At 54.5% G+C, this 20,329-nt stretch carries 27 protein-coding genes and 1 other RNA gene; 15 read left to right on the plus strand and 13 right to left on the minus strand.

Going from position 1 to position 20,329, the window contains the following annotated elements; genetic code table 11:
* Positions 1 to 2 precede the first annotated feature (2 nt).
* Both rpsP and ffh read right to left on the minus strand, forming a co-directional pair.
* On the minus strand, positions 3 to 512 hold the full coding sequence (gene rpsP, locus ACILP3_RS06570) for a 30S ribosomal protein S16 (protein WP_395615856.1): 510 nt from the start codon (positions 510 to 512) through the stop codon (positions 3 to 5).
* Positions 513 to 556: 44 nt separating this feature from the next.
* Positions 557 to 2,044 carry a signal recognition particle protein gene (gene ffh / locus ACILP3_RS06575; RefSeq protein ID WP_395615857.1) on the minus strand — a complete coding sequence of 496 codons (1,488 nt, stop codon included), beginning with the start codon at positions 2,042 to 2,044 and terminating at the stop codon, positions 557 to 559.
* A gap of 270 nt (positions 2,045 to 2,314) precedes the next feature.
* On the opposite strand from ffh, the gene ACILP3_RS06580 reads away from it, so the two are divergent.
* The 5 genes from ACILP3_RS06580 to ACILP3_RS06600 all read left to right on the plus strand — a co-directional run bounded on the left by ACILP3_RS06580 (position 2,315) and on the right by ACILP3_RS06600 (position 6,891).
* A complete protein-coding gene (locus ACILP3_RS06580) occupies positions 2,315 to 3,118 on the plus strand; it encodes a diguanylate cyclase domain-containing protein (protein WP_395615858.1) in 804 nt (267 codons plus the stop codon).
* Positions 3,119 to 3,270: 152 nt separating this feature from the next.
* Complete coding sequence (gene dapF, locus ACILP3_RS06585) at positions 3,271 to 4,077, plus strand: diaminopimelate epimerase (protein WP_395615859.1); 807 nt, start codon at positions 3,271 to 3,273, stop codon at positions 4,075 to 4,077.
* Between the two features lie 8 nt (positions 4,078 to 4,085).
* Entirely contained in the window at positions 4,086 to 5,339 is a 1,254-nt protein-coding gene (gene mtaB / locus ACILP3_RS06590; RefSeq protein WP_395615880.1) for a tRNA (N(6)-L-threonylcarbamoyladenosine(37)-C(2))-methylthiotransferase MtaB, read from the plus strand.
* Positions 5,336 to 6,265, plus strand: coding sequence for a signal recognition particle-docking protein FtsY (ftsY, locus tag ACILP3_RS06595; RefSeq protein ID WP_295499016.1), 930 nt, complete (start codon positions 5,336 to 5,338; stop codon positions 6,263 to 6,265). Before mtaB ends, ftsY begins: the two co-directional genes overlap by 4 nt.
* The gene (locus tag ACILP3_RS06600; RefSeq protein ID WP_395615860.1) at positions 6,262 to 6,891 is read left to right on the plus strand and encodes an inner membrane-spanning protein YciB; all 630 of its coding nucleotides are present in this window, start codon (positions 6,262 to 6,264) and stop codon (positions 6,889 to 6,891) included. Before ftsY ends, ACILP3_RS06600 begins: the two co-directional genes overlap by 4 nt.
* Positions 6,892 to 6,894: 3 nt before the next feature.
* On the opposite strand, the gene ACILP3_RS06605 is transcribed toward ACILP3_RS06600, so the two are convergent.
* On the minus strand, positions 6,895 to 7,515 hold the full coding sequence (locus ACILP3_RS06605) for a superoxide dismutase (RefSeq protein ID WP_395615861.1): 621 nt from the start codon (positions 7,513 to 7,515) through the stop codon (positions 6,895 to 6,897).
* 166 nt (positions 7,516 to 7,681) lie between these two features.
* Here ACILP3_RS06605 and ACILP3_RS06610 point away from each other — a divergent pair, with 166 nt between their 5' ends.
* A complete protein-coding gene (locus tag ACILP3_RS06610; protein WP_395615862.1) occupies positions 7,682 to 8,245 on the plus strand; it encodes a urate hydroxylase PuuD in 564 nt (187 codons plus the stop codon).
* A 50-nt stretch (positions 8,246 to 8,295) separates the two neighbouring features.
* Here ACILP3_RS06610 and pspF read toward each other — a convergent pair whose 3' ends face one another.
* Positions 8,296 to 9,333, minus strand: a complete 1,038-nt coding sequence (gene pspF / locus ACILP3_RS06615; protein WP_395615863.1) for a phage shock protein operon transcriptional activator — start codon at positions 9,331 to 9,333, stop codon at positions 8,296 to 8,298.
* Positions 9,334 to 9,500: 167 nt separating this feature from the next.
* Here pspF and ACILP3_RS06620 point away from each other — a divergent pair, with 167 nt between their 5' ends.
* The 9 genes from ACILP3_RS06620 to ACILP3_RS06660 all read left to right on the plus strand — a co-directional run bounded on the left by ACILP3_RS06620 (position 9,501) and on the right by ACILP3_RS06660 (position 12,841).
* Positions 9,501 to 9,689 (plus strand): hypothetical protein, encoded by a 189-nt coding sequence (locus tag ACILP3_RS06620; protein WP_295492275.1) that lies wholly within the window; start codon positions 9,501 to 9,503, stop codon positions 9,687 to 9,689.
* Positions 9,690 to 9,795: 106 nt separating this feature from the next.
* Entirely contained in the window at positions 9,796 to 10,479 is a 684-nt protein-coding gene (gene pspA / locus ACILP3_RS06625) for a phage shock protein PspA (protein ID WP_395615864.1), read from the plus strand.
* Between the two features lie 3 nt (positions 10,480 to 10,482).
* A complete protein-coding gene (gene pspB / locus ACILP3_RS06630; RefSeq protein ID WP_395615865.1) occupies positions 10,483 to 10,770 on the plus strand; it encodes an envelope stress response membrane protein PspB in 288 nt (95 codons plus the stop codon).
* A gap of 1 nt (position 10,771) precedes the next feature.
* Positions 10,772 to 11,155 (plus strand): envelope stress response membrane protein PspC, encoded by a 384-nt coding sequence (gene pspC / locus ACILP3_RS06635; protein ID WP_395615866.1) that lies wholly within the window; start codon positions 10,772 to 10,774, stop codon positions 11,153 to 11,155.
* A 24-nt stretch (positions 11,156 to 11,179) separates the two neighbouring features.
* Positions 11,180 to 11,479, plus strand: a complete 300-nt coding sequence (locus ACILP3_RS06640; RefSeq protein ID WP_395615867.1) for a hypothetical protein — start codon at positions 11,180 to 11,182, stop codon at positions 11,477 to 11,479.
* 15 nt (positions 11,480 to 11,494) lie between these two features.
* Positions 11,495 to 11,821, plus strand: coding sequence for a hypothetical protein (locus ACILP3_RS06645; protein WP_395615868.1), 327 nt, complete (start codon positions 11,495 to 11,497; stop codon positions 11,819 to 11,821).
* Positions 11,822 to 11,869: 48 nt separating this feature from the next.
* Complete coding sequence (locus ACILP3_RS06650) at positions 11,870 to 12,142, plus strand: hypothetical protein (protein ID WP_395615869.1); 273 nt, start codon at positions 11,870 to 11,872, stop codon at positions 12,140 to 12,142.
* A gap of 27 nt (positions 12,143 to 12,169) precedes the next feature.
* Entirely contained in the window at positions 12,170 to 12,412 is a 243-nt protein-coding gene (locus ACILP3_RS06655) for a hypothetical protein (RefSeq protein WP_395615870.1), read from the plus strand.
* Positions 12,413 to 12,436: 24 nt separating this feature from the next.
* A complete protein-coding gene (locus ACILP3_RS06660; protein ID WP_395615871.1) occupies positions 12,437 to 12,841 on the plus strand; it encodes a SufE family protein in 405 nt (134 codons plus the stop codon).
* Here ACILP3_RS06660 and ACILP3_RS06665 read toward each other — a convergent pair.
* The 9 genes from ACILP3_RS06665 to ACILP3_RS06705 form a co-directional block, all read right to left on the minus strand.
* Positions 12,829 to 14,169: a PepSY-associated TM helix domain-containing protein gene (locus ACILP3_RS06665; RefSeq protein WP_395615872.1), complete on the minus strand. Its 1,341-nt coding sequence runs from the start codon at positions 14,167 to 14,169 to the stop codon at positions 12,829 to 12,831. The two genes, ACILP3_RS06660 and ACILP3_RS06665, sit on opposite strands and share 13 nt — an antisense overlap.
* Before the next feature lie 10 nt (positions 14,170 to 14,179).
* Complete coding sequence (locus ACILP3_RS06670; protein ID WP_395615873.1) at positions 14,180 to 16,153, minus strand: TonB-dependent receptor family protein; 1,974 nt, start codon at positions 16,151 to 16,153, stop codon at positions 14,180 to 14,182.
* A gap of 51 nt (positions 16,154 to 16,204) precedes the next feature.
* Positions 16,205 to 16,597 carry a hypothetical protein gene (locus ACILP3_RS06675; protein WP_395615874.1) on the minus strand — a complete coding sequence of 131 codons (393 nt, stop codon included), beginning with the start codon at positions 16,595 to 16,597 and terminating at the stop codon, positions 16,205 to 16,207.
* A gap of 39 nt (positions 16,598 to 16,636) precedes the next feature.
* Positions 16,637 to 17,170, minus strand: a complete 534-nt coding sequence (locus ACILP3_RS06680) for a J domain-containing protein (RefSeq protein WP_395615875.1) — start codon at positions 17,168 to 17,170, stop codon at positions 16,637 to 16,639.
* Between the two features lie 51 nt (positions 17,171 to 17,221).
* Complete coding sequence (locus tag ACILP3_RS06685) at positions 17,222 to 17,854, minus strand: Yip1 family protein (protein ID WP_395615876.1); 633 nt, start codon at positions 17,852 to 17,854, stop codon at positions 17,222 to 17,224.
* Positions 17,855 to 17,959: 105 nt separating this feature from the next.
* Positions 17,960 to 18,339, minus strand: an RNA gene (rnpB, locus tag ACILP3_RS06690) — RNase P RNA component class A.
* Positions 18,340 to 18,345: 6 nt separating this feature from the next.
* Positions 18,346 to 19,032: an N-acetylmuramoyl-L-alanine amidase gene (locus ACILP3_RS06695; protein ID WP_395615881.1), complete on the minus strand. Its 687-nt coding sequence runs from the start codon at positions 19,030 to 19,032 to the stop codon at positions 18,346 to 18,348.
* A 100-nt stretch (positions 19,033 to 19,132) separates the two neighbouring features.
* Positions 19,133 to 19,774: a histidine phosphotransferase family protein gene (locus tag ACILP3_RS06700; protein WP_395615877.1), complete on the minus strand. Its 642-nt coding sequence runs from the start codon at positions 19,772 to 19,774 to the stop codon at positions 19,133 to 19,135.
* Between the two features lie 64 nt (positions 19,775 to 19,838).
* Positions 19,839 to 20,246, minus strand: a complete 408-nt coding sequence (locus ACILP3_RS06705; RefSeq protein WP_395615878.1) for a Mov34/MPN/PAD-1 family protein — start codon at positions 20,244 to 20,246, stop codon at positions 19,839 to 19,841.
* Positions 20,247 to 20,329: the final 83 nt, after the last annotated feature.

The raw sequence follows: 20,329 nt of genomic DNA on the forward strand, positions 1-20,329 counted from the left end.
GGTTAGCCCTCGGCCTTTTCTTCAGTTGCTTCTTCAGCAGCAGGCGCTTCTTCAGCAGCAGGCGCTTCTTCGGCTGGCGCAGCTTCTTCAGCGGCAGGCGCTTCTTCGGCTACTACTTCAGGCTCTGGCTCAGGTGCCGGAGCAGCAGCGGCTGCTGCGGCTGCTTCTTCTGCCTCTGCAAGCTTATTAGCCTTGTCTTCCGCACGATCCTTGGCTTTCTGGCCTGGCTCACCCTTGTTCGGGTTGCTCTTGACCTTGCGCTCTTTGACGCCAGCGACGTCGAGGAAGCGGGCAACGCGGTCCGATGGCTGTGCACCAGCGGCGAGCCAATGCTTCGCGCGCTCCGTGTCTAGGATCATGCGCTCGGCGCTGTCCTTTGGAAGCTGCGGGTTGTAGCTGCCGATACGCTCAATGAACTTCCCATCGCGCGGTGCGCGGGCGTCGGCTACGACGATTTTATAATAAGGACGCTTTTTCGAACCGCCCCGCGACAAACGCATTGATAATGCCATAAAACTAACTCACCTTTCTTAAAATACATAAACTAAACAATATATTATTTCTTTTTATTCAAAAGTCTTGCGAGGTCAGGTGGCATCCCGCCACCCCCGCTCATTCCGGGAAATCCGCCCATGCCTGGTGGCATCGCGCCGGGGGGAAGGCCGTGCATCCCCTCCATCGCGCCACCCAAATCGGCGCCACCTTTGCCACCGCCGAACATAGCAGCAAGGCCTTTTAGCCCACCCATTTTGCGGATACGCTTCATGGCGCTCGCCATTTCCTGATGCATTTTGATCAGCTTATTCACGTCCTGAACGGTCATGCCAGATCCTTTGGCAATGCGGATCTTACGCTTGGCGTTCAACAATTCAGGCTTGGCGCGTTCTTTCGGTGTCATCGAACCAATGATGGCGTCCATATGCACCAGCAACTTATCGTTCATTCCGCTGGCGTCCATCGCCTGCTTGGCCTTTTTCATGCCCGGCATCATGCCAGCAAGGGCACCGAGGCCGCCCATCTTGGTCATCTGGCGGAATTGGGTGCGCAGGTCGTCCATGTCGAACTGGCCCTTGGCCATTTTGGCCGCGAGTTTATCCGCGTCCTCTTTTTCGACCATCTCGGACGCACGTTCGACCAAGCCGACGACGTCACCCATACCCAAAATGCGCCCTGCAACGCGGCTTGGGTTAAATGCCTCAATGGCGTCAAGCTTCTCGCCGACACCTGCAAATTTGATTGGCTTGCCTGTAATGGCGCGCATCGACAAAGCAGCACCACCACGGGCGTCACCGTCCATGCGCGTGAGCACGATACCAGTGAGATCAACCCGTTCGCCAAAGCTTTTGGCAACATTCACCGCGTCTTGACCCGTGAGCGAGTCGACGACCAGCAGAATTTCCTGCGGTGCCGAAACCTTCGCTACCGCCTGCATTTCGTCCATCAGTTGCTGATCGACATGTAAACGACCAGCGGTGTCGAGAATGAGGACGTCAAAGCCCTGTAACTTTGCCGCTTGCATCGCGCGCTTGGCGATGTCGACGGGCATTTGCCCTTGAACGATGGGCAAGGTCGCAACATCAGTCTGGGTGCCAAGCGTACCCAACTGCTCTTGCGCGGCCGGACGATTGACGTCGAGCGATGCCATCAGGACTTTCTTGCCCTGCTTCGTCTTCAACATCTTCGCGATTTTTGCAGTCGTCGTCGTTTTACCCGAACCCTGCAGACCAACCATCATGATAATCGCAGGTGGCGCAACCGCGAGGTTCAGGTCGCTTTGTTCAGCGCCCAACATTTCAACCAGCGCGTCATTAACGATTTTAACGACTTGCTGGCCAGGCGTGACCGATTTCAACACTTGCGCGCCAATAGCTTGCTCGGTCACCTTGTCGATGAATGCGCGGACGACAGGCAACGCAACGTCAGCCTCAAGCAAGGCAACGCGCACTTCGCGCATCGCCTCACGCACATCGGCTTCGTTCAACGCACCGCGACCGCGCAGGCGATCAAACACCCCTCCTAACCGGTCACTCAGCTTGTCAAACATCGACATTCCTTACCAAATCACCCCCAAAGGGGCATAAACGAACAAAAAGCCGGTGAGCGAATCTTCGCCGACCAGCCTGGAAACTAAGGATTTCCAACAAATTTTGATTGGCAGCCTTTCTGCCTTGCCGAGGCCATTACCAACCTAGTCATCCGAATGCAAATTATTCCACCCCGAACACCACGCAACATGTTTTCCAGAACGAAGCCCCATGTCGGATTAACAATATATTGACCATTTGCTCCGATACAGGAGGCGATCGGAAAGACAATGGAATCGCAACAAATCCTACCTGACAGATATCTGCCCTCCCGCAAGCCGCGAGATGGGAATAGCCCAATTCGTCGCTTTGTCCTGTTGGCGGCGCTTGGGCTATTTGTGATCATTGGCGGCCAATTAGGTTCCCAAATTGTGCGCACATTCATGGGCTTTGGCGAAGGTACAAACCAGATCATGGTAACTGCCTTACTGCTCAATGTAGCGCTAATCCTCTTAACGTGGCGCCGCACCAATGCCTTAAGTGATGAAATCCATGTCTACCGTCAGGCAGAGGTGCGGGCACGACATCTGGCGATGACTGATCCTTTAACGAATTTGTACAACCGGCGCGCCTTTAAGGAAAAGACATCCGAGATGATCGCGCGCGCCGCGCGTCAAGGCAAGTCGATCGCGTTCCTGATGATCGATCTCGACGGCTTTAAAAAAGTGAATGACACTTATGGCCATGACGGTGGCGATCTTGTTTTACGGGAAGCAGCAGACCGAATGCGCGAGGTCATGCCCCCGAGCAGCATCATCGCACGGTTGGGCGGAGATGAATTCGTGATCTGCCTGATGTTCGAACCCAAATTTCCTAACATGATCGACAAGATCGCCGAACATCTTATCGAAGCCTTTGTGCGGCCAGTTGCCATTGCCGATGCGTCACAAATTGTGACGGCGTCCATTGGTATCAGCCGACCAGAGCGGGAGTGCGATGCCATTGATATCCTAATGCGCCGAGCGGACATCGCGTTATATGCTGCGAAGACGAATGGGCGTAACGGATATAGCTGGTTCGACGCCTGCGCATAAACAATGAAACTTTGCCAAGCGGCTTTTGACTTAACCCAGTCGAGGCAAAGCATGAAGGCAAAGTGGCAATCCCTGGGGCGAACAGAAGGCCAGTTCCGCATAACTAGCATGAGCGGTGGACACTCCGGCCCGCAGCCCCTAAATCGCCGTGGATGGCAAAAAGCGAATTTCACAAGATGCATGGACTGGGTAATGACTTTGTCATTATCGATGCGCGCGCATGTCCGTTGGACATGCCCCGTGCCCGCGCGCGTGCGATTGCCGACCGAAAGCACGGCATTGGCTGCGACCAGCTAATCCTTTTACACAACTCCAAAGTTGCCGATGTCGCGATGCGCATTTTTAACGCGGATGGCAGCGAAGTCGAAGCATGCGGCAATGCCTCGCGCTGTGTCGTTGCTTTGTTGAAGCAAGACCTGCAAATCGAGACACAGGGCGGGATTATTTCCGGGCAATTGTCCGGCAACGACGTGACCGTTGCCATGGGTGAAGCCAAGTTTGACTGGCAAGACATACCCCTCGCTTTTGCCATGGACAGCGCTTCCCTGCCGCTTGCGTGGGAAGAACTAGCAAACCCTATGGCGGTCAACATGGGCAACCCACATGCCGTGTTCTTGGTAAAAGACGCCGATGCGGTGGATCTCGCGCGGCTGGGCCCAATCATTGAGCATGATGCCGCTTTTCCAGAACGCGTAAATGTCAATGTCGCGTCCGTCGACGGCAATGAAATCCGCCTGAACGTATGGGAGCGCGGCGCTGGCCTAACGGGTGCTTGCGGTACAGGAGCCTGCGCTACGGCCGTTGCCGCGATTAGGCAAGGCAAGGTCCAGTCACCTGTTATTGTGCACCAAAGCGGTGGCAGTTTGACCATCGCATGGGCACCTGGGCAAGCTGTTATCATGACGGGAAGCGCGACCTATGTCTTTACCGGACAAGCCGACTGGGATGATTTTGGATGAACGTCCCGCTGCAGAAACCTGAAGTTATCAGCATGGGTTGCCGCCTTAACTTGGCCGAGAGCAATGCCTTGGCCGAGCAACTTGCGGGGCATGACGACATTATCATCATTAACAGTTGCGCCGTAACCAATGAATCCGTGCGCCAAACACGCCAAGCCATTCGTCAGGCTAATAAGCGTCGCCCCGAGGCCCGCGTGTGGGTAACGGGCTGCGCGGCACAAGTGGAGCCTGAAACCTTTCAAAACATGCCCGAAGTCGCTGGTGTATTTGGCAATCATGAAAAGCAAAATGCCGCATTGCTGCGCGAGATAATCCAACGCCCCGATCGACCAGTTGTCGTGTCGGACATTATGACAATCGCGCAAACCGCGCCGCATTTGGTCACCGCTTACGCGGGCAAGACGCGCGCCTTTGTTGAGGTGCAAAATGGCTGCGACCATCGCTGCACCTTTTGCATCATACCTTATGGCCGCGGCAACAGCCGCTCTGTTCCAGCGGGTAGTGTCATCGAACATATTCAAAAACTGGTGGACACTGGTTTTCAAGAGGTGGTGCTGACGGGTGTCGATGTCACCAGCTATGGCCATGACCTGCCGGGACAGCCCAATCTGGGTTCATTGGTCGAACGCATCTTAAAGCTTGTGCCGGACCTTCCACGCCTTCGTCTTTCGTCCATCGACGGCGTAGAAATTGACGCGCGTCTGTTTGATCTGCTGACCGGTGAAGCGCGTGTCATGCCGCATGTCCATTTGTCGTTGCAGGCAGGCGACAACCTGATCCTGAAACGGATGAAGCGACGCCACAGCCGTGAACTGGCGATTGACCTTGTTGCGCGTTTGAAAGCAAAAAGGCCTGACATCGCGATTGGCGCTGACATCATCGCCGGTTTCCCGACCGAGGATGACGCCATGTTTGCCAACAGTGTCGACCTCGTGCGCCAATGTAATATCGTCCATGGGCATATTTTCCCTTACTCGCCCAAAAAGGGCACGCCGGCGGCGCGCATGCCACAATTGCCGCCACAGATTATCAAGGCCCGCGCCAAGGCGTTGCGCGAAGCAGTGACCACCGAGAAGGCCGCTTGGATAAAGGCACTTATTGGCAGCACCCAAAATGTTGCTGTCGAAAGTGGCGGCTTGGCTGGTCATGCGGAAAATTTCGCGTATTTGAAGCTGAATAAGATGATGCCGGAAGGCCAGATCGTATCGGCCCGCGTTACGCATATTCAAGACGAAGTTTTACAGGCAGAGGTTATCGAATGAGCGAGAATGCTGGATGGACGGACCGTTTGTTCGGAGGCCTAAAAAAAACGTCAGGTAAGCTGACGGAGAATATTGCTGGACTTGTGACCAAGGCGAAGCTTGACGCAAGCGATCTTGACGAGATTGAGGATGCGTTGATTGCCTCTGATCTCGGCCCAGCCATGGCATCGCAAATCCGCGACAAGATTGCCGCTGGCCGCTTTGACAAGGGCATTGATGCCGATGGCATAAGGCAGATCGTTGAGGACGAAATTGCCTCCGTCCTTGCGCCGGTCGCGTCGCCGCTGGAAATTGACGCTTTCCCTCGCCCTCAGGTCATTTTGGTCATTGGCGTCAATGGCTCAGGCAAGACGACCACAATCGCAAAGCTCGCCAATCTGTTTCTGGAACAGGATTATGGCGTCATGCTGGCCGCTGGCGATACGTTCCGCGCAGCCGCCATTGGCCAGTTGAAGATTTGGGCAGAGCGCATTGGCGTGCCTATTGTCACAGGGCCCGAAGGCGGCGACGCGGCGGGCGTTGTGTTTGACGCCGTAAAAAAGGCAACAGCCGAAGGGATTGATGTCCTTATCGTCGATACGGCTGGCCGATTACAGAATAAACGCGAGTTGATGGATGAACTCGCCAAAATCCGCCGTGTCTTAGGCCGCCTGAACCCGGCCGCACCGCATAATGTTGTGCTCGTGCTGGATGCCACAACAGGTCAGAACGCGTTGTCACAGATTGAAACCTTTAAAGAAGTTGCAGACGTGACGGGACTTGTGATGACAAAATTAGACGGCAGCGCGCGCGGCGGCATATTGGTCGCGGCGGCCAAGCAATTCGGACTGCCCATCCACGCCATCGGTGTGGGTGAATCCATCGACGATCTGCGCCCATTCAACCCGCAAGATGTTGCCCGCGCGATTAGTGGCGGTTCGTTGTGAGCGCAGCCACGGCAACGCAAAAACCATCGGGTAAGCTGAACTTCGTCCTAGATTTTGGACCATTGTTTTTGTTCTTTATCGCGTCAAAATTGGGCAGTTCCAATACGGACCCGAAGCAAGGCGCAATTATAGGAACTGGAGCATTCATGGCGGCGATCATCGTTGCGGTGATTGTGTCAAAGTTCACACTGGGCAAGATTTCACCAATGCTGAAGCTCACGGCGGCGCTGGGCGTATTCTTCGGCGCGTTGACCATCTGGTTTCACGACGAACGCTTTATCCAGATTAAGCCGACCATCATCTATGTGTTTTTTGCGGCCTTGCTAATTGGTGGCTGGCTGCGCGGCAAAGCAATGCTGAAATATGTTCTGGAGGCCGCCTATCAGGGTCTGAGCGAAGCTGGCTGGTTGAAGCTGTCGTTAAGCTGGGGGCTATTTTTCTTGGTACTCGCGGGATTAAACGAAGTTTTCCGACGCCCCGAATGGTTTTCGTTCGACACGTGGCTTTCGATCAAAGTGTGGGGTGTAACCGCCCTCACCTTCCTTTTCGCCTTGGCCAATATCCCCATGCTCATGCGCCACGGCTTGACGCTCGACGATGATGCCGAACTTCCGCCGCAGGGATAAACGTTAGTTTTGGTCGGCGCGTGATGCTCCGTTGCCATCGAGATTTTCGGCGACAAATTCCCAGTTGATTGCCTTGTTCAACAACGCATCGACGTAATTCGGGCGGGCGTTGCGATAATCGATATAATAAGCATGTTCCCATAGATCGATCGTTAGTAATGGCTTCATATCATGCGCAGCGGGCGTATCGGCGTCATGCAGCGACGTAATTTTTAGCGTATCGCCATCGAGGACTAACCACGCCCAACCGCTGGCAAAATGGCCAACAGCTTCCTCTTTCAGCTTTGCCAACATGCCGTCATGACTACCAAAGCTTTCATCAATCATCGCTTTTAGCTTGCCTGTCGGTGCCTGCTGCTCGGGTGTCAGGCATTTCCAGTAAAAGCTATGGTTCCAGATTTGCGCGGCGTTGTTGAACAATGCCTTGGTACCTTGCTTTTTGGCGGCATCGATAACGTCAATCAAAGAGGCACCCGACAAGGCGGTATCATCTGCAATCAACATGTTGGTTTTATCGACATAAGCCTTGTGATGCTTGCCGTGGTGATAGTCGAATGTCTCGGCGGAGATAAAATCCCCAAAGGCCGATTTGTCGTATGGCAGGTCGGGGAGAATGAAGGACATTGCTTATCTTTCTGTATCAGATGATTTGTAAGCAAACGCGTCAGGACAATAGCCGTTCCGTTGCTTACGCTTTGCTTGCGCAGAAATTATGTGACAAGCCTCTGCCATCCAGATAGGCAGCATCGCATCAGGGGCAACACCACCTGAATGCCTACAGGAGGAAAGAATGGCGAAATTTTTTGGAAATCTTCATCTGGTGCTGGTCGCCGGTCTCGTGCTGTCATTTGCAGTGATGTTTGGCCTCGACGGCGACGGCGTCACGGCGCAATCAATCACGCGTTGGTTGCACACATTTTTCGGGATCGTCTGGATCGGATTATTATATTATTTCAACTTCGTGCAAATTCCCACCATGCCGAAAGTCCCTGCTGAACTTAAGCCAGGCATTTCGAAGCACATTGCCCCGTCGGCTTTGTTCTTCTTCCGCTGGGGCGCGGCGCTTACCGTATTGTTTGGTTTGATTGTCGCGGGTCAAGCTGGCTATGCGCATCAAGCGTTCACCCTGCAAGATCCCTACAAGCTGATTGGCGTTGGTATGTGGCTTGCCGTTATCATGGCATTCAACGTGTGGTTCATCATCTGGCCAAACCAGAAAAAGGCGCTCGGCATCGTTGAAGCCGACGACGCGACAAAGGCGAAGGCAGCAACCACAGCGATGATGACATCGCGTTTGAACACATTGCTGTCAATCCCGATGCTTTACACGATGGTCAGCTTTAACGGCGGCTAAATCTTAGTATCCGCATTTCAAAGAAGGGGTGGCACTTGCCGCCCCTTTTTTTATCCCAATAGATCGTGCTTTTTCAGCGTATGACGTAATTGATCATAGCTGAGATTGAGCGCCTTAGCCGTCTGTCGTTGATTATAGCGACATTTTGCTAGCGCTTGCTCCAGCACGGCCTTTTCAAATTTCTCGGTCGCCTCGCGAAAGTCGGTTACGTCCTCGGCTTGGCTTAGGTCCGTCGAATAACGCGCCTCGGCGGAACGGTTCTGATTGTCGGCTTGCACCTGAGCTGGCGCAGACGCCGCTACGCCGCCGCGCCATGGACTGTCGAACGGATCGAACTGGATATAATCGATTGGCTGTGCCGGGTCCGCCCAGCGATATACGGCGCGCTCCACAACATTGCGCAGTTCGCGCACATTACCCGGCCAGAGATGGTTTTCCAATGCGCGCGTGGCAACTTCGCCAAATCCGGGCCAGCCTTCCCAACCCAATTCAGCCGCCATCTTGCGTCCATAATATTCGGACAGAACCTCAATATCGCCTTCGCGCACACGTAAGGGCGGCAAGGTGATGACCTCAAAACATAGCCGATCAAGCAAGTCGGCCCTGAACCGCCCCTTGTCGACCATATGGGGCAGATGTTCATTGGTCGCAGCGACAATCCGCACGTCAACACGCATGGGTCGCGATGAGCCGATGCGTGTGACCTCACCATATTCCACCGCACGCAATAACCGCTCTTGCGCGCCCATGCTTAAGGTACCAAGTTCATCCAAGAACAGCGTGCCGCCGTCGGCCTCTTCAAAACGCCCTTCGCGCGCCCGCGTTGCACCGGTAAATGCCCCTGCCTCATGACCGAATAACTCAGCCTCAATGAGCGTCTCTGGCAAAGCGGCGCAGTTTATGGTGATCAAAGGACCATCCCATCGCGCACTCAGACGATGGAGGCGTTCGGCAATCAACTCCTTGCCAGTCCCGCGCTCGCCTACGACCAATACAGGACGATTGAGCGGCGCAGCGCGGCTTGCACGCTCCACGGCATCCAAAAATGCTGTTGATTGACCAATGAATTGAACGCTGTCCCGATCCATTTTCAAATATTGGCATATTTCACCATAGAGTGGCAATAATTACCATCAACTCACGAGTATAATTTTTGAGAAACGGCAGAAATACAACAAAAATGCCAATTGGCACGGTCCCTGCAAGGTATCTTCCAAGCCAGTAAAATTGGCAAGCAACACAGGAAAGACATGCAATGCGCAAAGATATCGAAATCGGCAATCATCCAAATGGACAAGATAGCCATCTCTGGTTGGCAGTCGCCTTGTCCTTCGCGATGATCTTTACCAGCTATGCCGTGTCGGTTCTGAACCACCGCAACGGCGGGGAGATTAGCGCGCACACCCAACCGAATAGGCCAATCGTCGTCAGCTATCTTGCCTGACTTTGGTTGCCTGCGACCGGAGTGTCCTAGCTCCCCCGCGTCACAAAGACACCCGGTCGCCACCCTTTTGAATGAAGTCACCAATATTTATTATCGGAGTTACCCCATGGGAATATTTTCACGAACCCGCGATATCATCGCTGCCAATGTGACCGATCTTCTCGACAAGTCGCAGGACCCGGCCAAGATGATCCGCATGATCATATTGGAAATGGAAGAAACATTGGTCGAAGTCCGCGCCTCTGCCGCGCGCACGATTGCTGACCAGAAAGAATTGCGCCGCCATATCGACAAGTTGAACACGCTGGAAACCGACTGGACCGACAAAGCGCATCTGGCGCTGTCGAAGGACCGTGAGGATCTTGCAAAAGCGGCCTTGTTGGAAAAACGCAAGGCGACGGATATGAGAGAGCAATTAACCGCAGAGGTCGACGTTCTGAACGATGCGTTGAAAGCTTCGGAGCAGGATATTCACAAGCTGCAGAAAAAGCTCGCCGACGCCCGTAGCCGTCAGAATGCGCTGATGACACGCTTGGAAAGCGCCGAAAATCAAGTCAAGCTGCGCACGATGTACAATGGCGACAAGGTGCGCGAGGCATTTTCCCGCTTTGATGTCCTCGAACGCCGCGTCGATGAAGCGCAGGGATATGCGGACTCGCTCGCCATCGGTTCGGATGCGCCGCGCACTTTGGGCGATGAAATCGCGGCACTCGAAAGCTTTGATGTCGTCGACGCCGAGTTGGAAGCAATGAAAAAGGCCATGAAGGCCGACCACAAAAAGGAAGGCTAAGCCATGGAAGACATACTTGTCCCCGTCATGGTCGTGGGAATGCTATTTGTCGCACTCCCATGGCTCGTACTCCATTATGTCACGCGCTGGAAAACCGCTGCAACGCTAACCAATGATGATGAGCGGATGCTCGGCGATATGCACGAACTGGCGCGCCGGTTGGAGGATCGCCTCGATACGGTGGAGCGCTTGGTCGCGCAGGAAAATCCTGATTGGAAACCACGCCGCATGGAACTCGATACGCAAGATTTTGACCCAGAAAATATACGTAGGCTGGAAAGGAACCGCTGAAATGTCAGGGAAACACACCAAATTCTATCTCGATAAGCAGAATGCCAAATGGAAAGGCGTCTGCGCTGGGATTGCGGACTACACTGGCGTTGACGTTCTCTGGGTTCGTCTGGGCACGGTCATGCTCACGCTCATGGGCGGCTTCCCCTGGACGCTGATCGCTTATGTGATCACCGCCTGGATGGCCCATCAGAAACCAGTGCATCTGTATACCGACGACCGCGAAGATCAGAAATTCTGGCAAGGCGTGCGTCAATCACCCGCCCGCACCACCCGCGACATTCGTTCACGCTTTCGGGAAATCGACCATCGCTTGGCCGAAATGGAAACTTATTATGTGAGCAACAACAAACAGCTGGCCGACGAAATCGAAAGCCTGCGTTAATCAAGGGCTAAGAAGGGATCTATAATGAACTTTGGTGGACCAAATTTCGTCATCACAATTATTGCTCTGTTTACAGTCGGTTGGCTAGTCAACAACTGGATCCGCGCCAAACATGGCTACCCCTTAGAAGATGAATGGGGCGGCAAGACAGCGCTGACCGACGGCGACTATCCCGAAGCCGAACGCAAGATCATGCTTTTGAGCCACGAGAATGAAACGCTCAACGGCAAGATCGGCCATTTGGAAGAACGCGTGGCCGTGCTGGAACGGATTGTGACGGATAAGGCCGGGCGCTTGTCCGCAGAAATCGAACGACTGCGTTAAAACAGGAGGCATGATATGGACCCCGATAAACTGACGATGATAACGGCCCTTGGTCCCATGATCGGTATCGGCATCGTTGCGATTTCCGTAGGATGGGTGCTGACAACATGGATGCGTGTCAAAAACGGCTACCCGCTCGATGGTGCATGGGGACAGGCAGTATACCCCAAAAACAATCAGGAAGCCGTTGAACGGGTCAAACTGCTCAGCCAAGAAAATGCCCAATTACGGGCGGAACTTGGGTCGATAAAGGATCGTCTCGCCATTGTGGAAAGGATCATCGTCGACGACAGCCACAAGCTGAGATCCGAAATAGAGGCCCTTCGCGGGCCAAGCAATTAAGCATTTTATCACTACGCAGCAGGTGCGACGTAACTTGAGGAGGACTTTATGGGCCCGTTTGAAATGGTCGTTGCGATCATATTAATCGTCACCGTCGGCAAGATTATCCAGACAAAACAAAAAGCCAAGCATGGCATAGTGGAGGATCAGGACTTTATGGGCACAAAAACCCATCGCCTGTTGAACAACGCGGAGACGCAGCAGATGCAAGACGAGATCAAGGCACTGAAAGAACGTATTCAGGTACTGGAACGCATCGCGACCGACAATGAAAGCGCCAATGATCTTAACCGTCAGATTGAAGAACTGCGCAGCCGGTAAGGGCGCTCGGATCGAAAGGAAGGAACCATGGAACAGGATCCTAATTTCTACATCATCATCGGCGCTTTTGCCGTGCTGTCGATCGGCATTGTCTCCGCACTCGGGTTGCGCGGATGGCGCGATTGGCTTGCGCTGAAGCATGCCGAGTTGGACATTGCTCGCCGCAGCAGCCTTGCGCCAGCACCCTCGGCTACCTCGCGTATCGAAGTCGCGGACTTAAAAGAGCGCGTCAAAAAGCTTGAGGCTATCGCGGCAGGGATTGATATCTGACCCCCGCAGCCATATGCGGGGCCCATGACCACACTCACCGACATTCAAGAAGAATATGCATTCCTCGAAGCCGACGACCGTTATCGTTTGTTGATCGATTTGGGCCGCGAACTTGCGCCAATGCCCGATGCGCTGAAAACCGACGCGAGTTTGGTCAGGGGCTGCTCGGCAAGTGTCTGGGTGTATCCCGTCACCGACAACAATCAGCTTTCGTTTATGGCAGACAGCAATGCCGCGATCACCAAGGGTATCATCGCGCTTGTGCTAAAGACCGTGGACAACAAAAATGCCGCCGAAATTTTGGGTACGGATATCGAAAATGCCCTCGCCCCGTTTGACCTGAAGAACCAACTCAGTTCAAACCGAACGCAGGGCATTCCCAATATGATATCGCTTATCCGCGAGACTGCCGCGCGTTATGCCGTCTGAGCTGGCCTGATCCCCAGCCAAATCGCAAAGGCCGGAAGGCGGGGCAACAGCAACCGGTCGAACAGCCATAGGACCAACAATGAAATGGCAAGCAGCGGCAACAATATGGCCATCACACCGATGATGACCACCACCCCACCTATTTTCTGCGGCACTGCAGGGGCAGTCGGCGCCCCAAGCGCGTCAACGGGCTTACGGCGCCGCCACATCATAAAGCCCGATACGACCAACGTAATCAGGCCAAAAGCGGTGAGAACGGCAATAAGCTGATTGATCCAGCCAAAAAGTTGCCCCTCATGCCAAGCAATTCCGTAATTGACGGCGCGATCAATGACATGCTTGTCCGCAAAATCAGTTCGTGACAGTTCCTTGCCTGTCGCAACATCAAAGCTGATGCTGCGGTTTAGCGGCCGGTTTTGTGCCTCCGACTTAATCGTCCAAGCCATTGGCGTGGGAGGGCCAAAACGCTCAGGCGCCCCTGGCGGTTTCACGAAAACCGGATGCGGCAGCTTTTCCAACTGCGCCTTGGCCACCATATCGGCGAGGCCAATAAGCGGTATTCCAGCAGCCTGCATTTTCATCATGGCGTCATGATCATGCTCGGCATGGGGGGCATGGCTGCCTGTTTTCCAGTCTTGCGCGCCTTGCACAAGGCCAAGTTCCGCCCTTGCCAAGCGAAAGGCATCGCCCCAAACACTTGCCCACGGCAATCCAGTGGTTAGCAAAACAAGCGCGAGCCCCGAAACCCAAAAGCCCGTCACCGCATGCAGATCGCGCAGGAATATACGCTTACCGCTCCTTAATCTGGGCCAGATGACGCCGCGAACCCCCTGCCCGCGCGGCCACCACATATATAGTCCGGTCAGGATCATTACGATGGCCCAACAGGCTGCCAATTCAACTATCCAATCCCCAACCCTGCCGATTAAAAGCGAACCATGAATGCGTGAGACGGTTGCGGAAATGCGACTGTCAGGGTCAACACTCCCTAAAACCTTGCCCTGCGGCGACACATAGACGTCACGCATGGTCCGCCCATCGGCGAGCCCGACATGAATCACGGCAGCGTCCCCTTCCCGCGCGGGCAACCGATACCCGTGAAACTGCGCGCCCGGATGAGCATCCATGACCGCGGCCAATTGTGCATTGGGGGACACCGCCTCATGGGTCGAAAGATTGCTAAAGGCGCGCTCCTCCCAACGGTCCAATTGCGGCTTGAACACATAGATGGCACCTGTTGTCGCCAACAGAAGCACCAGCGGCATGACGAACAAAGAGGCATAAAAATGCCAGCGCCAAATTGTGCGGTAGAATGATGTATTTTCCATGCCTTACCTCCTAAAACCGTGCACGGATGCCGCCATAAATGGCACGGCGTTCCACGGGATAGTAAATGGCCGAAGCTGGCGTCGCCAATATTGCGGCCGATACGTCGCCAATGGCTTTCACGCCTGTCAGGTTTCGAGCATCGACGAATATATCAACGCCGTTTTTGATGCGCGCGCCGGCAGATACGCCCCACAATGTATAGCCTGCATTACGGGTTGTGTTCCGATAATCCGCCCAGGCACCGTGGGGCACCCATTCCACATTGGGCGAAATATGAAAATCATCGCCGCCCAGCCGAAGCTCAGACCGCAGGACGTGGACTGGAACGACTGGCAATCGGCGGTTCCCATATTGGGCATCTTCCACGAATCTAAAATCCGAATATTGCCAGATTTGCCGGAAACGCAGCCAATTGGTCGGCGTGGCGCTGAACGCAGCTTCAACGCCCTGATGGAGTGTCTTGTTCGCATTGAAGGTTGCCGCAGGAATGTCCGGCCCGACTGTAAACTGCAGCATCTCCCGTTTGATATTGGCGCGATAAACCGCCACATCCCAGCTTACCCATCCTAATGTTCCGCGCGTGCCGATCTCCGTCGTCCACGCGGTTTGTTCCCGCACCGGAACAAAGGCCGCAATTTGTGCGAGTTCGACAAAGGTTGGGAATTCCGCTGATTTGCTGTAATTCGCAAAAAACTGGATTTCAGTTGTCGGTTCCCACAGTACACCCAATTTTGGTGAAACCGCATCAAACGAAGCCTGCGCCGCGACCGCTATGGGCACAATTTGCGATTGCTTGCGAAATCCGTCAGCGTAAATGCCGCCTGCGATCACGGTTAGCTTTTCGATTGGACTGATCCTGATTTCACCATAAATATTGGTCGTACGCGCCGTCTGATCGGCGTCGAATGTCAGCGCGCCCCGTTTACCGCTCAGGTTAACAAAACGCTTCGCATCAATGGTCCCCCAGCGTGATTCACCCCCAAAAGTGATATTCCAGACATCACCCGCAAGGTCATAGCGGGCGAACACGCCACGATCTGTCGAAACTTGATCCACCACTTGAAAAATCGGGTGATACAATTCCTTGGAATTTAAAAAGGCGCCGACATCCAAATAGCCGCGGTCCCAGTCGAAGCGGGTCCGGTTCTGGATACGGATGGAATTGATGTCACGGGCCTGATCGCCAACGAAATTGCCACTGCGCGGTGAAGTCAATGCCGTTGCACGATTCATTGCGCCCGGTAACTCCTGATCCAATGTCGTCATGCTGCCGTAGAATCGCGTGGATATGATATCCGAAACGCGCAAGCCGACATTGCCGTTAAACCGTATGGAATTCCGCCGCGCATGTTCGCGATCCCCCTTATGGCTATCCGCGCTGATCGCAGCCCAAGCATTTGCGCTTTCGTCGCCCATGCCGAACGACGCCAAACCGCGATAAAAATCAAAGCTACCCACATCAGCGCGCAGGTAAAGACCCGCTGCATTATCCCCCGTTGGCGTGACACCGTTAATTGCGCCGCCAAGCGTTCCGGAACCAAAGCGCAGGGCGTTCGCGCCACGATAAACCGCTAAATGATCGAAGAATATCGGCTCCAGTTCTTGAAAATCGCCATTGTCATCAGCAAGATTGATGGGAATACCGTCCTGCAATAACGTCAAACCGCGCATATGAAACCCACGCGACAGGCCAGAGCCGCGAATGGAAATGCGGATTTCCTGCCCAAAGCGTGGCTGGGTATATACGCCGGGTGAAAAGGCCAATGTATCACGCAAAGACACGACTGTCTTATCGGCATAATCCTGATGACCGACAATATCGGTACCGCCTGCGGTCTTCTGTGCGGTTACTTCAGCTTGGTCGGCAGCGGTGCGACCCGTGACAATGATTGTGGCATCCGATGTATCTTCAGCGGCTGCAGGGGTAATGATTGCACATAGGCTGCACGCCGCAGAGGCGCGCAAAATGGATGAAAATTTCATGATTTCTTCCTAAATCTAAACGAGAAATAAGCCGCGAAGCAGCCCGTTGATTTAGATGTAAGAAGGTGGCCCAATGGCGGGGGGTGGCGGCGCGGCGAGGCCAGCGCCAATCGATACTTCGCGCTTGGCAAAAACGGGTATCGCCAGCGCAACAGGCGGCATGGCAATTTGCACAGCGGCGGGAGGGAAATCCGCCGTGATAACAGCACCAGCAAAAGCACAAGGTTGATGTTCAACCGACTTGCCTTTTGAAGGATCTTCCTTGTGCAGCTTGCCCGATTTATCCATCCAGACGGTTTGGGTATCCATCCCCGCACAGATGGTAAGCGCAAAACCCCGTTCCGAAGAGGGCATATAGCCGGACGGAATGATGACACGCATCGCCAGGGCCAACATTATGAATGCGGCGGCAAGGCTGCGGATAGGCGTCAATGTCCGAATCACACAGGCGCTATGCACTTGCGATTTCAACCACACAAGAAGCTAGCCCTTCCACTCACGGCGTTCTTCCGCGACGCGCAGGACGTCATACGCCGCTTGCCCTGCCTGAAACGCCTTGGCCGCATTGGCATTGCCGGGGTTCACATCAGGATGCGTTTCCTTGGCAATTTTGCGCCACGCCTTTTTCGCATCCTCAAAAGTGGAATCGCTTTCGAGGCCTAAAATATCCAGCGCATGCATTTCATCGCGGCTTCGGCTGCCATCACCGGACCCTGCCCAGCCATAATGCGCAGATTCCTTATAGCCCGAAGAATCTCGGCGCTCATTGGCCTCGCGCTCGTCAGCCTCTTCCTTGGTCAGGCCTTCAAAATAGTCATAGCCGCGATTATACTCGCCCGCATGTTCTTCACAGAACATCCAGCGTTCGGGATTGTTAGGGGATTTTGGCGCGGGGCAGTTTCCAGCCTTATTGCAGCCATATCGGTCACACAGGCGAACTTGTTGCGCCTCGCTGCTACTGCCATAGCCACGCCAGCGGGGAAAACCCCAGTCATTTCGTCGCGTAGATCGCACCATGCCGCCGACTTAGCGGCGACATGCGCATTTTGCTAGGGGCGTAAACGCAATTTATGCGCCGGACAGCGCGCCACCCGTCATTGGATTACCGATAGACGTCGAAAATAGCAGCCCTGCGGCAATGCCAGCTATGATGAGCGCGAGAACCACATAGATGACCACGATAACGACGGTAAAGCTGGCAACTTTCTCCTTTGGAACGCCGAGTACGGGATGCAATCCGACATAAATCAGATAAACCACATAAACAATTGCCCCAAGGCCAAGGAACGCACCGAGAAAGGGAATCCAGCTTACCAATGCGACAACCCAGGTCGGCGTGCTGGCGTACGTCATCAACTTCATGGCCTGCACCTTGTCCGAATTGCCGTTAAAGCTGGGCGATACGCGCTTAACGATCATTGCCATCACAAACAGCATGACCAGAGACACTATGAAATCAACAACTGCACTGCTCGCTATCGCCATAAGGCCCGTCGGCATACCACTGCCAAGCCCCATCATGTCTAGGGCTGAAATACCCAATAGCCCTGTAAACAATATGGTGGAGACCAAGGGTATCAACGCCAAAGGCGCTGCATAACCCGTAAACAGCCCAGCAATTGTAGCGGGCTCCGATGCAATGACATTCCATTCATCCGCTGGTTTGATAATGATATTCTTGGCGCGTTGCACAATCGACATAGACTTAGCCCTCCAGAATTAGCTTGGAATGAAGCAGAACATATTGATAGCAATATGTAAATATTGACGTTCGCGTCAACTCGCGAGCATGCGCGCATGGGATAAAAAGCCAGAGGGTCTGTAAGCCGGGTTCTGTCCTCCACCTTCGCTAAAGCTTCGGCGGATGTGCGACCATTCATCTAGGCGACGCATTGCTGCGGCACTCATGCAACCAACCCGGGCGACTGGCAGGAGGATGCCATATGCCGCCCCTATTCGGTTTTGCTCCCGGTGGGGTTTGCCCTGCCATTTCTGTTACCAGAAACGCGGTGCGCTCTTACCGCACCGTTTCGACCTGGCCGCATCGAAATGCGGTGGACTATTTTCTGTGGCACTTTCCCTAAAATTGCTTTCGCCGGACGTTATCCGGCACCGTTCCTCGCTGGAGCCCGGACTTTCCTCCCCTTAGCAGTTACCCACTAAGCGGCGGTCGCCCAACCCTCTGGCGCGTGTCAGATAACAGAACTGCCCTCAACCGCCAAGAGCAAGCTGAGCAAGATCGCGCGACATTCCCCGTCGATTGCGCCGCCGATGTTTTCGGGGCGAAATCGACGCTGAAATGCAACTGTGGCCGCTCGGCCATCGGCTATGCCATAGCCATAACGTTCAAGCGCCAAAAGAAAGGCGCCGTCGGACCAACCGGGATCAACCAGATTTGCACGTGGCCGTTCTATGGCAAGGCCAAGCTTGGCAAGTCGCTCCCAATCGAACAACTCGCCCGGATCTTCCTTGCGGGCCGGGGCAACATCGCTGTGTCCCACAACGTTGCGCGGTTCAATACCATAGGTCCGAACTAAGGCCGCAACCAATTGGGTGACTGTATCCATTTGCGCTTCAGGAAACGGGCGATAGCCAAATTCGTGACCGGGATTGGCAATCTCAATGCCAATGCTGGCGCTATTGCAATCGGTTACGCCGCGCCAATAAGAAAGTCCGGCATGTTGGGCGCGTTGTTCTTCGCGCACCATATACACCAACTGCCCATCTTCATCGACCACATAATGCGCCGAAACCTTGGACGCCGGGTTCGCCAGCCAGTTAATGGCAGCCGCGCCGGACTGCATGCCGGTATAGTGCAGAACAAGCATGCTGATGGGCAAGCTACGCTCGCCGAAATTGGGTGATGGGTTCCAGATCATAGTCATGACCGGACCATAGGTAAGTCCGGAGCGACGTGCAATATCAGGTCCGCACACTCTTTACGCCGCGTCCTGCATTACATTGGTCCTGACCATAAGTTTAAACGCGGATAAGCGCGCCAATAACCAGATGTTCCGCATCGGGCTCTGCCAGTTGCAACATGCCACCACCTTGGACCGCGAGTGTGTGCGCCATCCATGCTGCCGCCGTCCGCGAATCCACCGCTTCACGGTCAAGCTGGCCAGTCAGCGCCTCCCGAATGGCCGGATCCATTATAAGCTTGGGGCCACTCGCCCGAATGACAATCTCCTGCTCGCCGGAGCGCGCTTCGGCACCCACGAACAATGTCCCGCCACGCACCAACGCCTCATTGGCCAACAGAACGAGATTCAGCAATATTTTCACGGCCCGTTTAGGCATCAACTGCTCAGGCACGGCCCATTCGAGGACAGTCCGTCCGCTTGACGTTACCATTGGTTCAATCACCAACTTTGCCTCTTTGGGATCAACTTCGGCGCCAAACCCACCAGCGGCCCCAAAGGCCAAACGGAAAAACTTAAGCTTATCAGCCGCCGCCTTTGCACTCTCCGCCAGCAAATCCATGCACCGTCGACGCATTTCGGGATCATGCTCATCCGCCAAAAGCTCAAGGCCATTATTCATCGCGCCAACGGGGCTTAACAGGTCATGGCACAGGCGCGAGCATAGCAGGCTGGCAAAATCGATTTCGGTTTCGGACATTATGTAAAATTCCTGATGGTATCTGGCGTCATGCCGCCGCTCATGGACCGAGTTGGCGGGTGTTTCAACCCTCGACCAATAAGGTGACGGGCGCAAATCCGGTTACTTGAGCGCCCACAACCACAGGCTGCCACGCGGTGATCGCGCGATTGGCAATGATCAGCCAAATATGCTGATCGGGTTCTGCTTGCGCGACGTCGGTCGGGGACGGCGCCGCCATTCCATTGGGGTGCGAATGGAAAAATCCCAACACAGGAATTCCGCCACTTCTCACGTCCTTAGCTGTTGAGATCAATGCGGCCGGATCGATTTCGAAATAGCTTGCAGGATCGGTAGCGACATTCTGCGTCAGTTCCACCGCAGCGACACGATCCCCCGTCCCCCGCAATATACCACAGCACTCATGATCCCCCGCCGTTTCGGCCCAGTCCAGAAGTTGTCGCCAGTCGCTGCTTGATAAATGCAAAGCCATCACCCATGTCTATGCGATGTCAGGGGAAATTACCACATTTTCGGGTGTTTTGGGTGAGGGGCGGCTCGATAGTGCGCTGGCCG

Source organism: Sphingorhabdus sp., assembly GCF_044239665.1.
Lineage (GTDB): Bacteria > Pseudomonadota > Alphaproteobacteria > Sphingomonadales > Sphingomonadaceae > Sphingorhabdus_B.

What these genes read in the sequence shown, in the direction of transcription:
- ACILP3_RS06700 (WP_395615877.1), bottom strand. Translation starts at nt 19,774, where the DNA reads ATGTCCGAAACCGAAATCGATTTTGCCAGCCTGCTATGCTCGCGCCTG.
- ACILP3_RS06660 (WP_395615871.1), top strand. Translation starts at nt 12,437, where the DNA reads ATGACCACACTCACCGACATTCAAGAAGAATATGCATTCCTCGAAGCC.
- ACILP3_RS06665 (WP_395615872.1), bottom strand. Translation starts at nt 14,169, where the DNA reads ATGGAAAATACATCATTCTACCGCACAATTTGGCGCTGGCATTTTTAT.
- ftsY (WP_295499016.1), top strand. Translation starts at nt 5,336, where the DNA reads ATGAGCGAGAATGCTGGATGGACGGACCGTTTGTTCGGAGGCCTAAAA.
- ACILP3_RS06620 (WP_295492275.1), top strand. Translation starts at nt 9,501, where the DNA reads ATGCGCAAAGATATCGAAATCGGCAATCATCCAAATGGACAAGATAGC.
- ACILP3_RS06655 (WP_395615870.1), top strand. Translation starts at nt 12,170, where the DNA reads ATGGAACAGGATCCTAATTTCTACATCATCATCGGCGCTTTTGCCGTG.
- ffh (WP_395615857.1), bottom strand. Translation starts at nt 2,044, where the DNA reads ATGTTTGACAAGCTGAGTGACCGGTTAGGAGGGGTGTTTGATCGCCTG.
- ACILP3_RS06695 (WP_395615881.1), bottom strand. Translation starts at nt 19,032, where the DNA reads ATGATCTGGAACCCATCACCCAATTTCGGCGAGCGTAGCTTGCCCATC.
- dapF (WP_395615859.1), top strand. Translation starts at nt 3,271, where the DNA reads ATGGCAAAAAGCGAATTTCACAAGATGCATGGACTGGGTAATGACTTT.
- rpsP (WP_395615856.1), bottom strand. Translation starts at nt 512, where the DNA reads ATGGCATTATCAATGCGTTTGTCGCGGGGCGGTTCGAAAAAGCGTCCT.
- ACILP3_RS06650 (WP_395615869.1), top strand. Translation starts at nt 11,870, where the DNA reads ATGGGCCCGTTTGAAATGGTCGTTGCGATCATATTAATCGTCACCGTC.
- ACILP3_RS06640 (WP_395615867.1), top strand. Translation starts at nt 11,180, where the DNA reads ATGAACTTTGGTGGACCAAATTTCGTCATCACAATTATTGCTCTGTTT.
- ACILP3_RS06685 (WP_395615876.1), bottom strand. Translation starts at nt 17,854, where the DNA reads ATGTCGATTGTGCAACGCGCCAAGAATATCATTATCAAACCAGCGGAT.
- ACILP3_RS06605 (WP_395615861.1), bottom strand. Translation starts at nt 7,515, where the DNA reads ATGTCCTTCATTCTCCCCGACCTGCCATACGACAAATCGGCCTTTGGG.
- pspF (WP_395615863.1), bottom strand. Translation starts at nt 9,333, where the DNA reads ATGGATCGGGACAGCGTTCAATTCATTGGTCAATCAACAGCATTTTTG.
- ACILP3_RS06705 (WP_395615878.1), bottom strand. Translation starts at nt 20,246, where the DNA reads ATGGCTTTGCATTTATCAAGCAGCGACTGGCGACAACTTCTGGACTGG.
- pspB (WP_395615865.1), top strand. Translation starts at nt 10,483, where the DNA reads ATGGAAGACATACTTGTCCCCGTCATGGTCGTGGGAATGCTATTTGTC.
- ACILP3_RS06670 (WP_395615873.1), bottom strand. Translation starts at nt 16,153, where the DNA reads ATGAAATTTTCATCCATTTTGCGCGCCTCTGCGGCGTGCAGCCTATGT.
- ACILP3_RS06645 (WP_395615868.1), top strand. Translation starts at nt 11,495, where the DNA reads ATGGACCCCGATAAACTGACGATGATAACGGCCCTTGGTCCCATGATC.
- ACILP3_RS06580 (WP_395615858.1), top strand. Translation starts at nt 2,315, where the DNA reads ATGGAATCGCAACAAATCCTACCTGACAGATATCTGCCCTCCCGCAAG.
- ACILP3_RS06610 (WP_395615862.1), top strand. Translation starts at nt 7,682, where the DNA reads ATGGCGAAATTTTTTGGAAATCTTCATCTGGTGCTGGTCGCCGGTCTC.
- pspC (WP_395615866.1), top strand. Translation starts at nt 10,772, where the DNA reads ATGTCAGGGAAACACACCAAATTCTATCTCGATAAGCAGAATGCCAAA.
- pspA (WP_395615864.1), top strand. Translation starts at nt 9,796, where the DNA reads ATGGGAATATTTTCACGAACCCGCGATATCATCGCTGCCAATGTGACC.
- ACILP3_RS06680 (WP_395615875.1), bottom strand. Translation starts at nt 17,170, where the DNA reads ATGGTGCGATCTACGCGACGAAATGACTGGGGTTTTCCCCGCTGGCGT.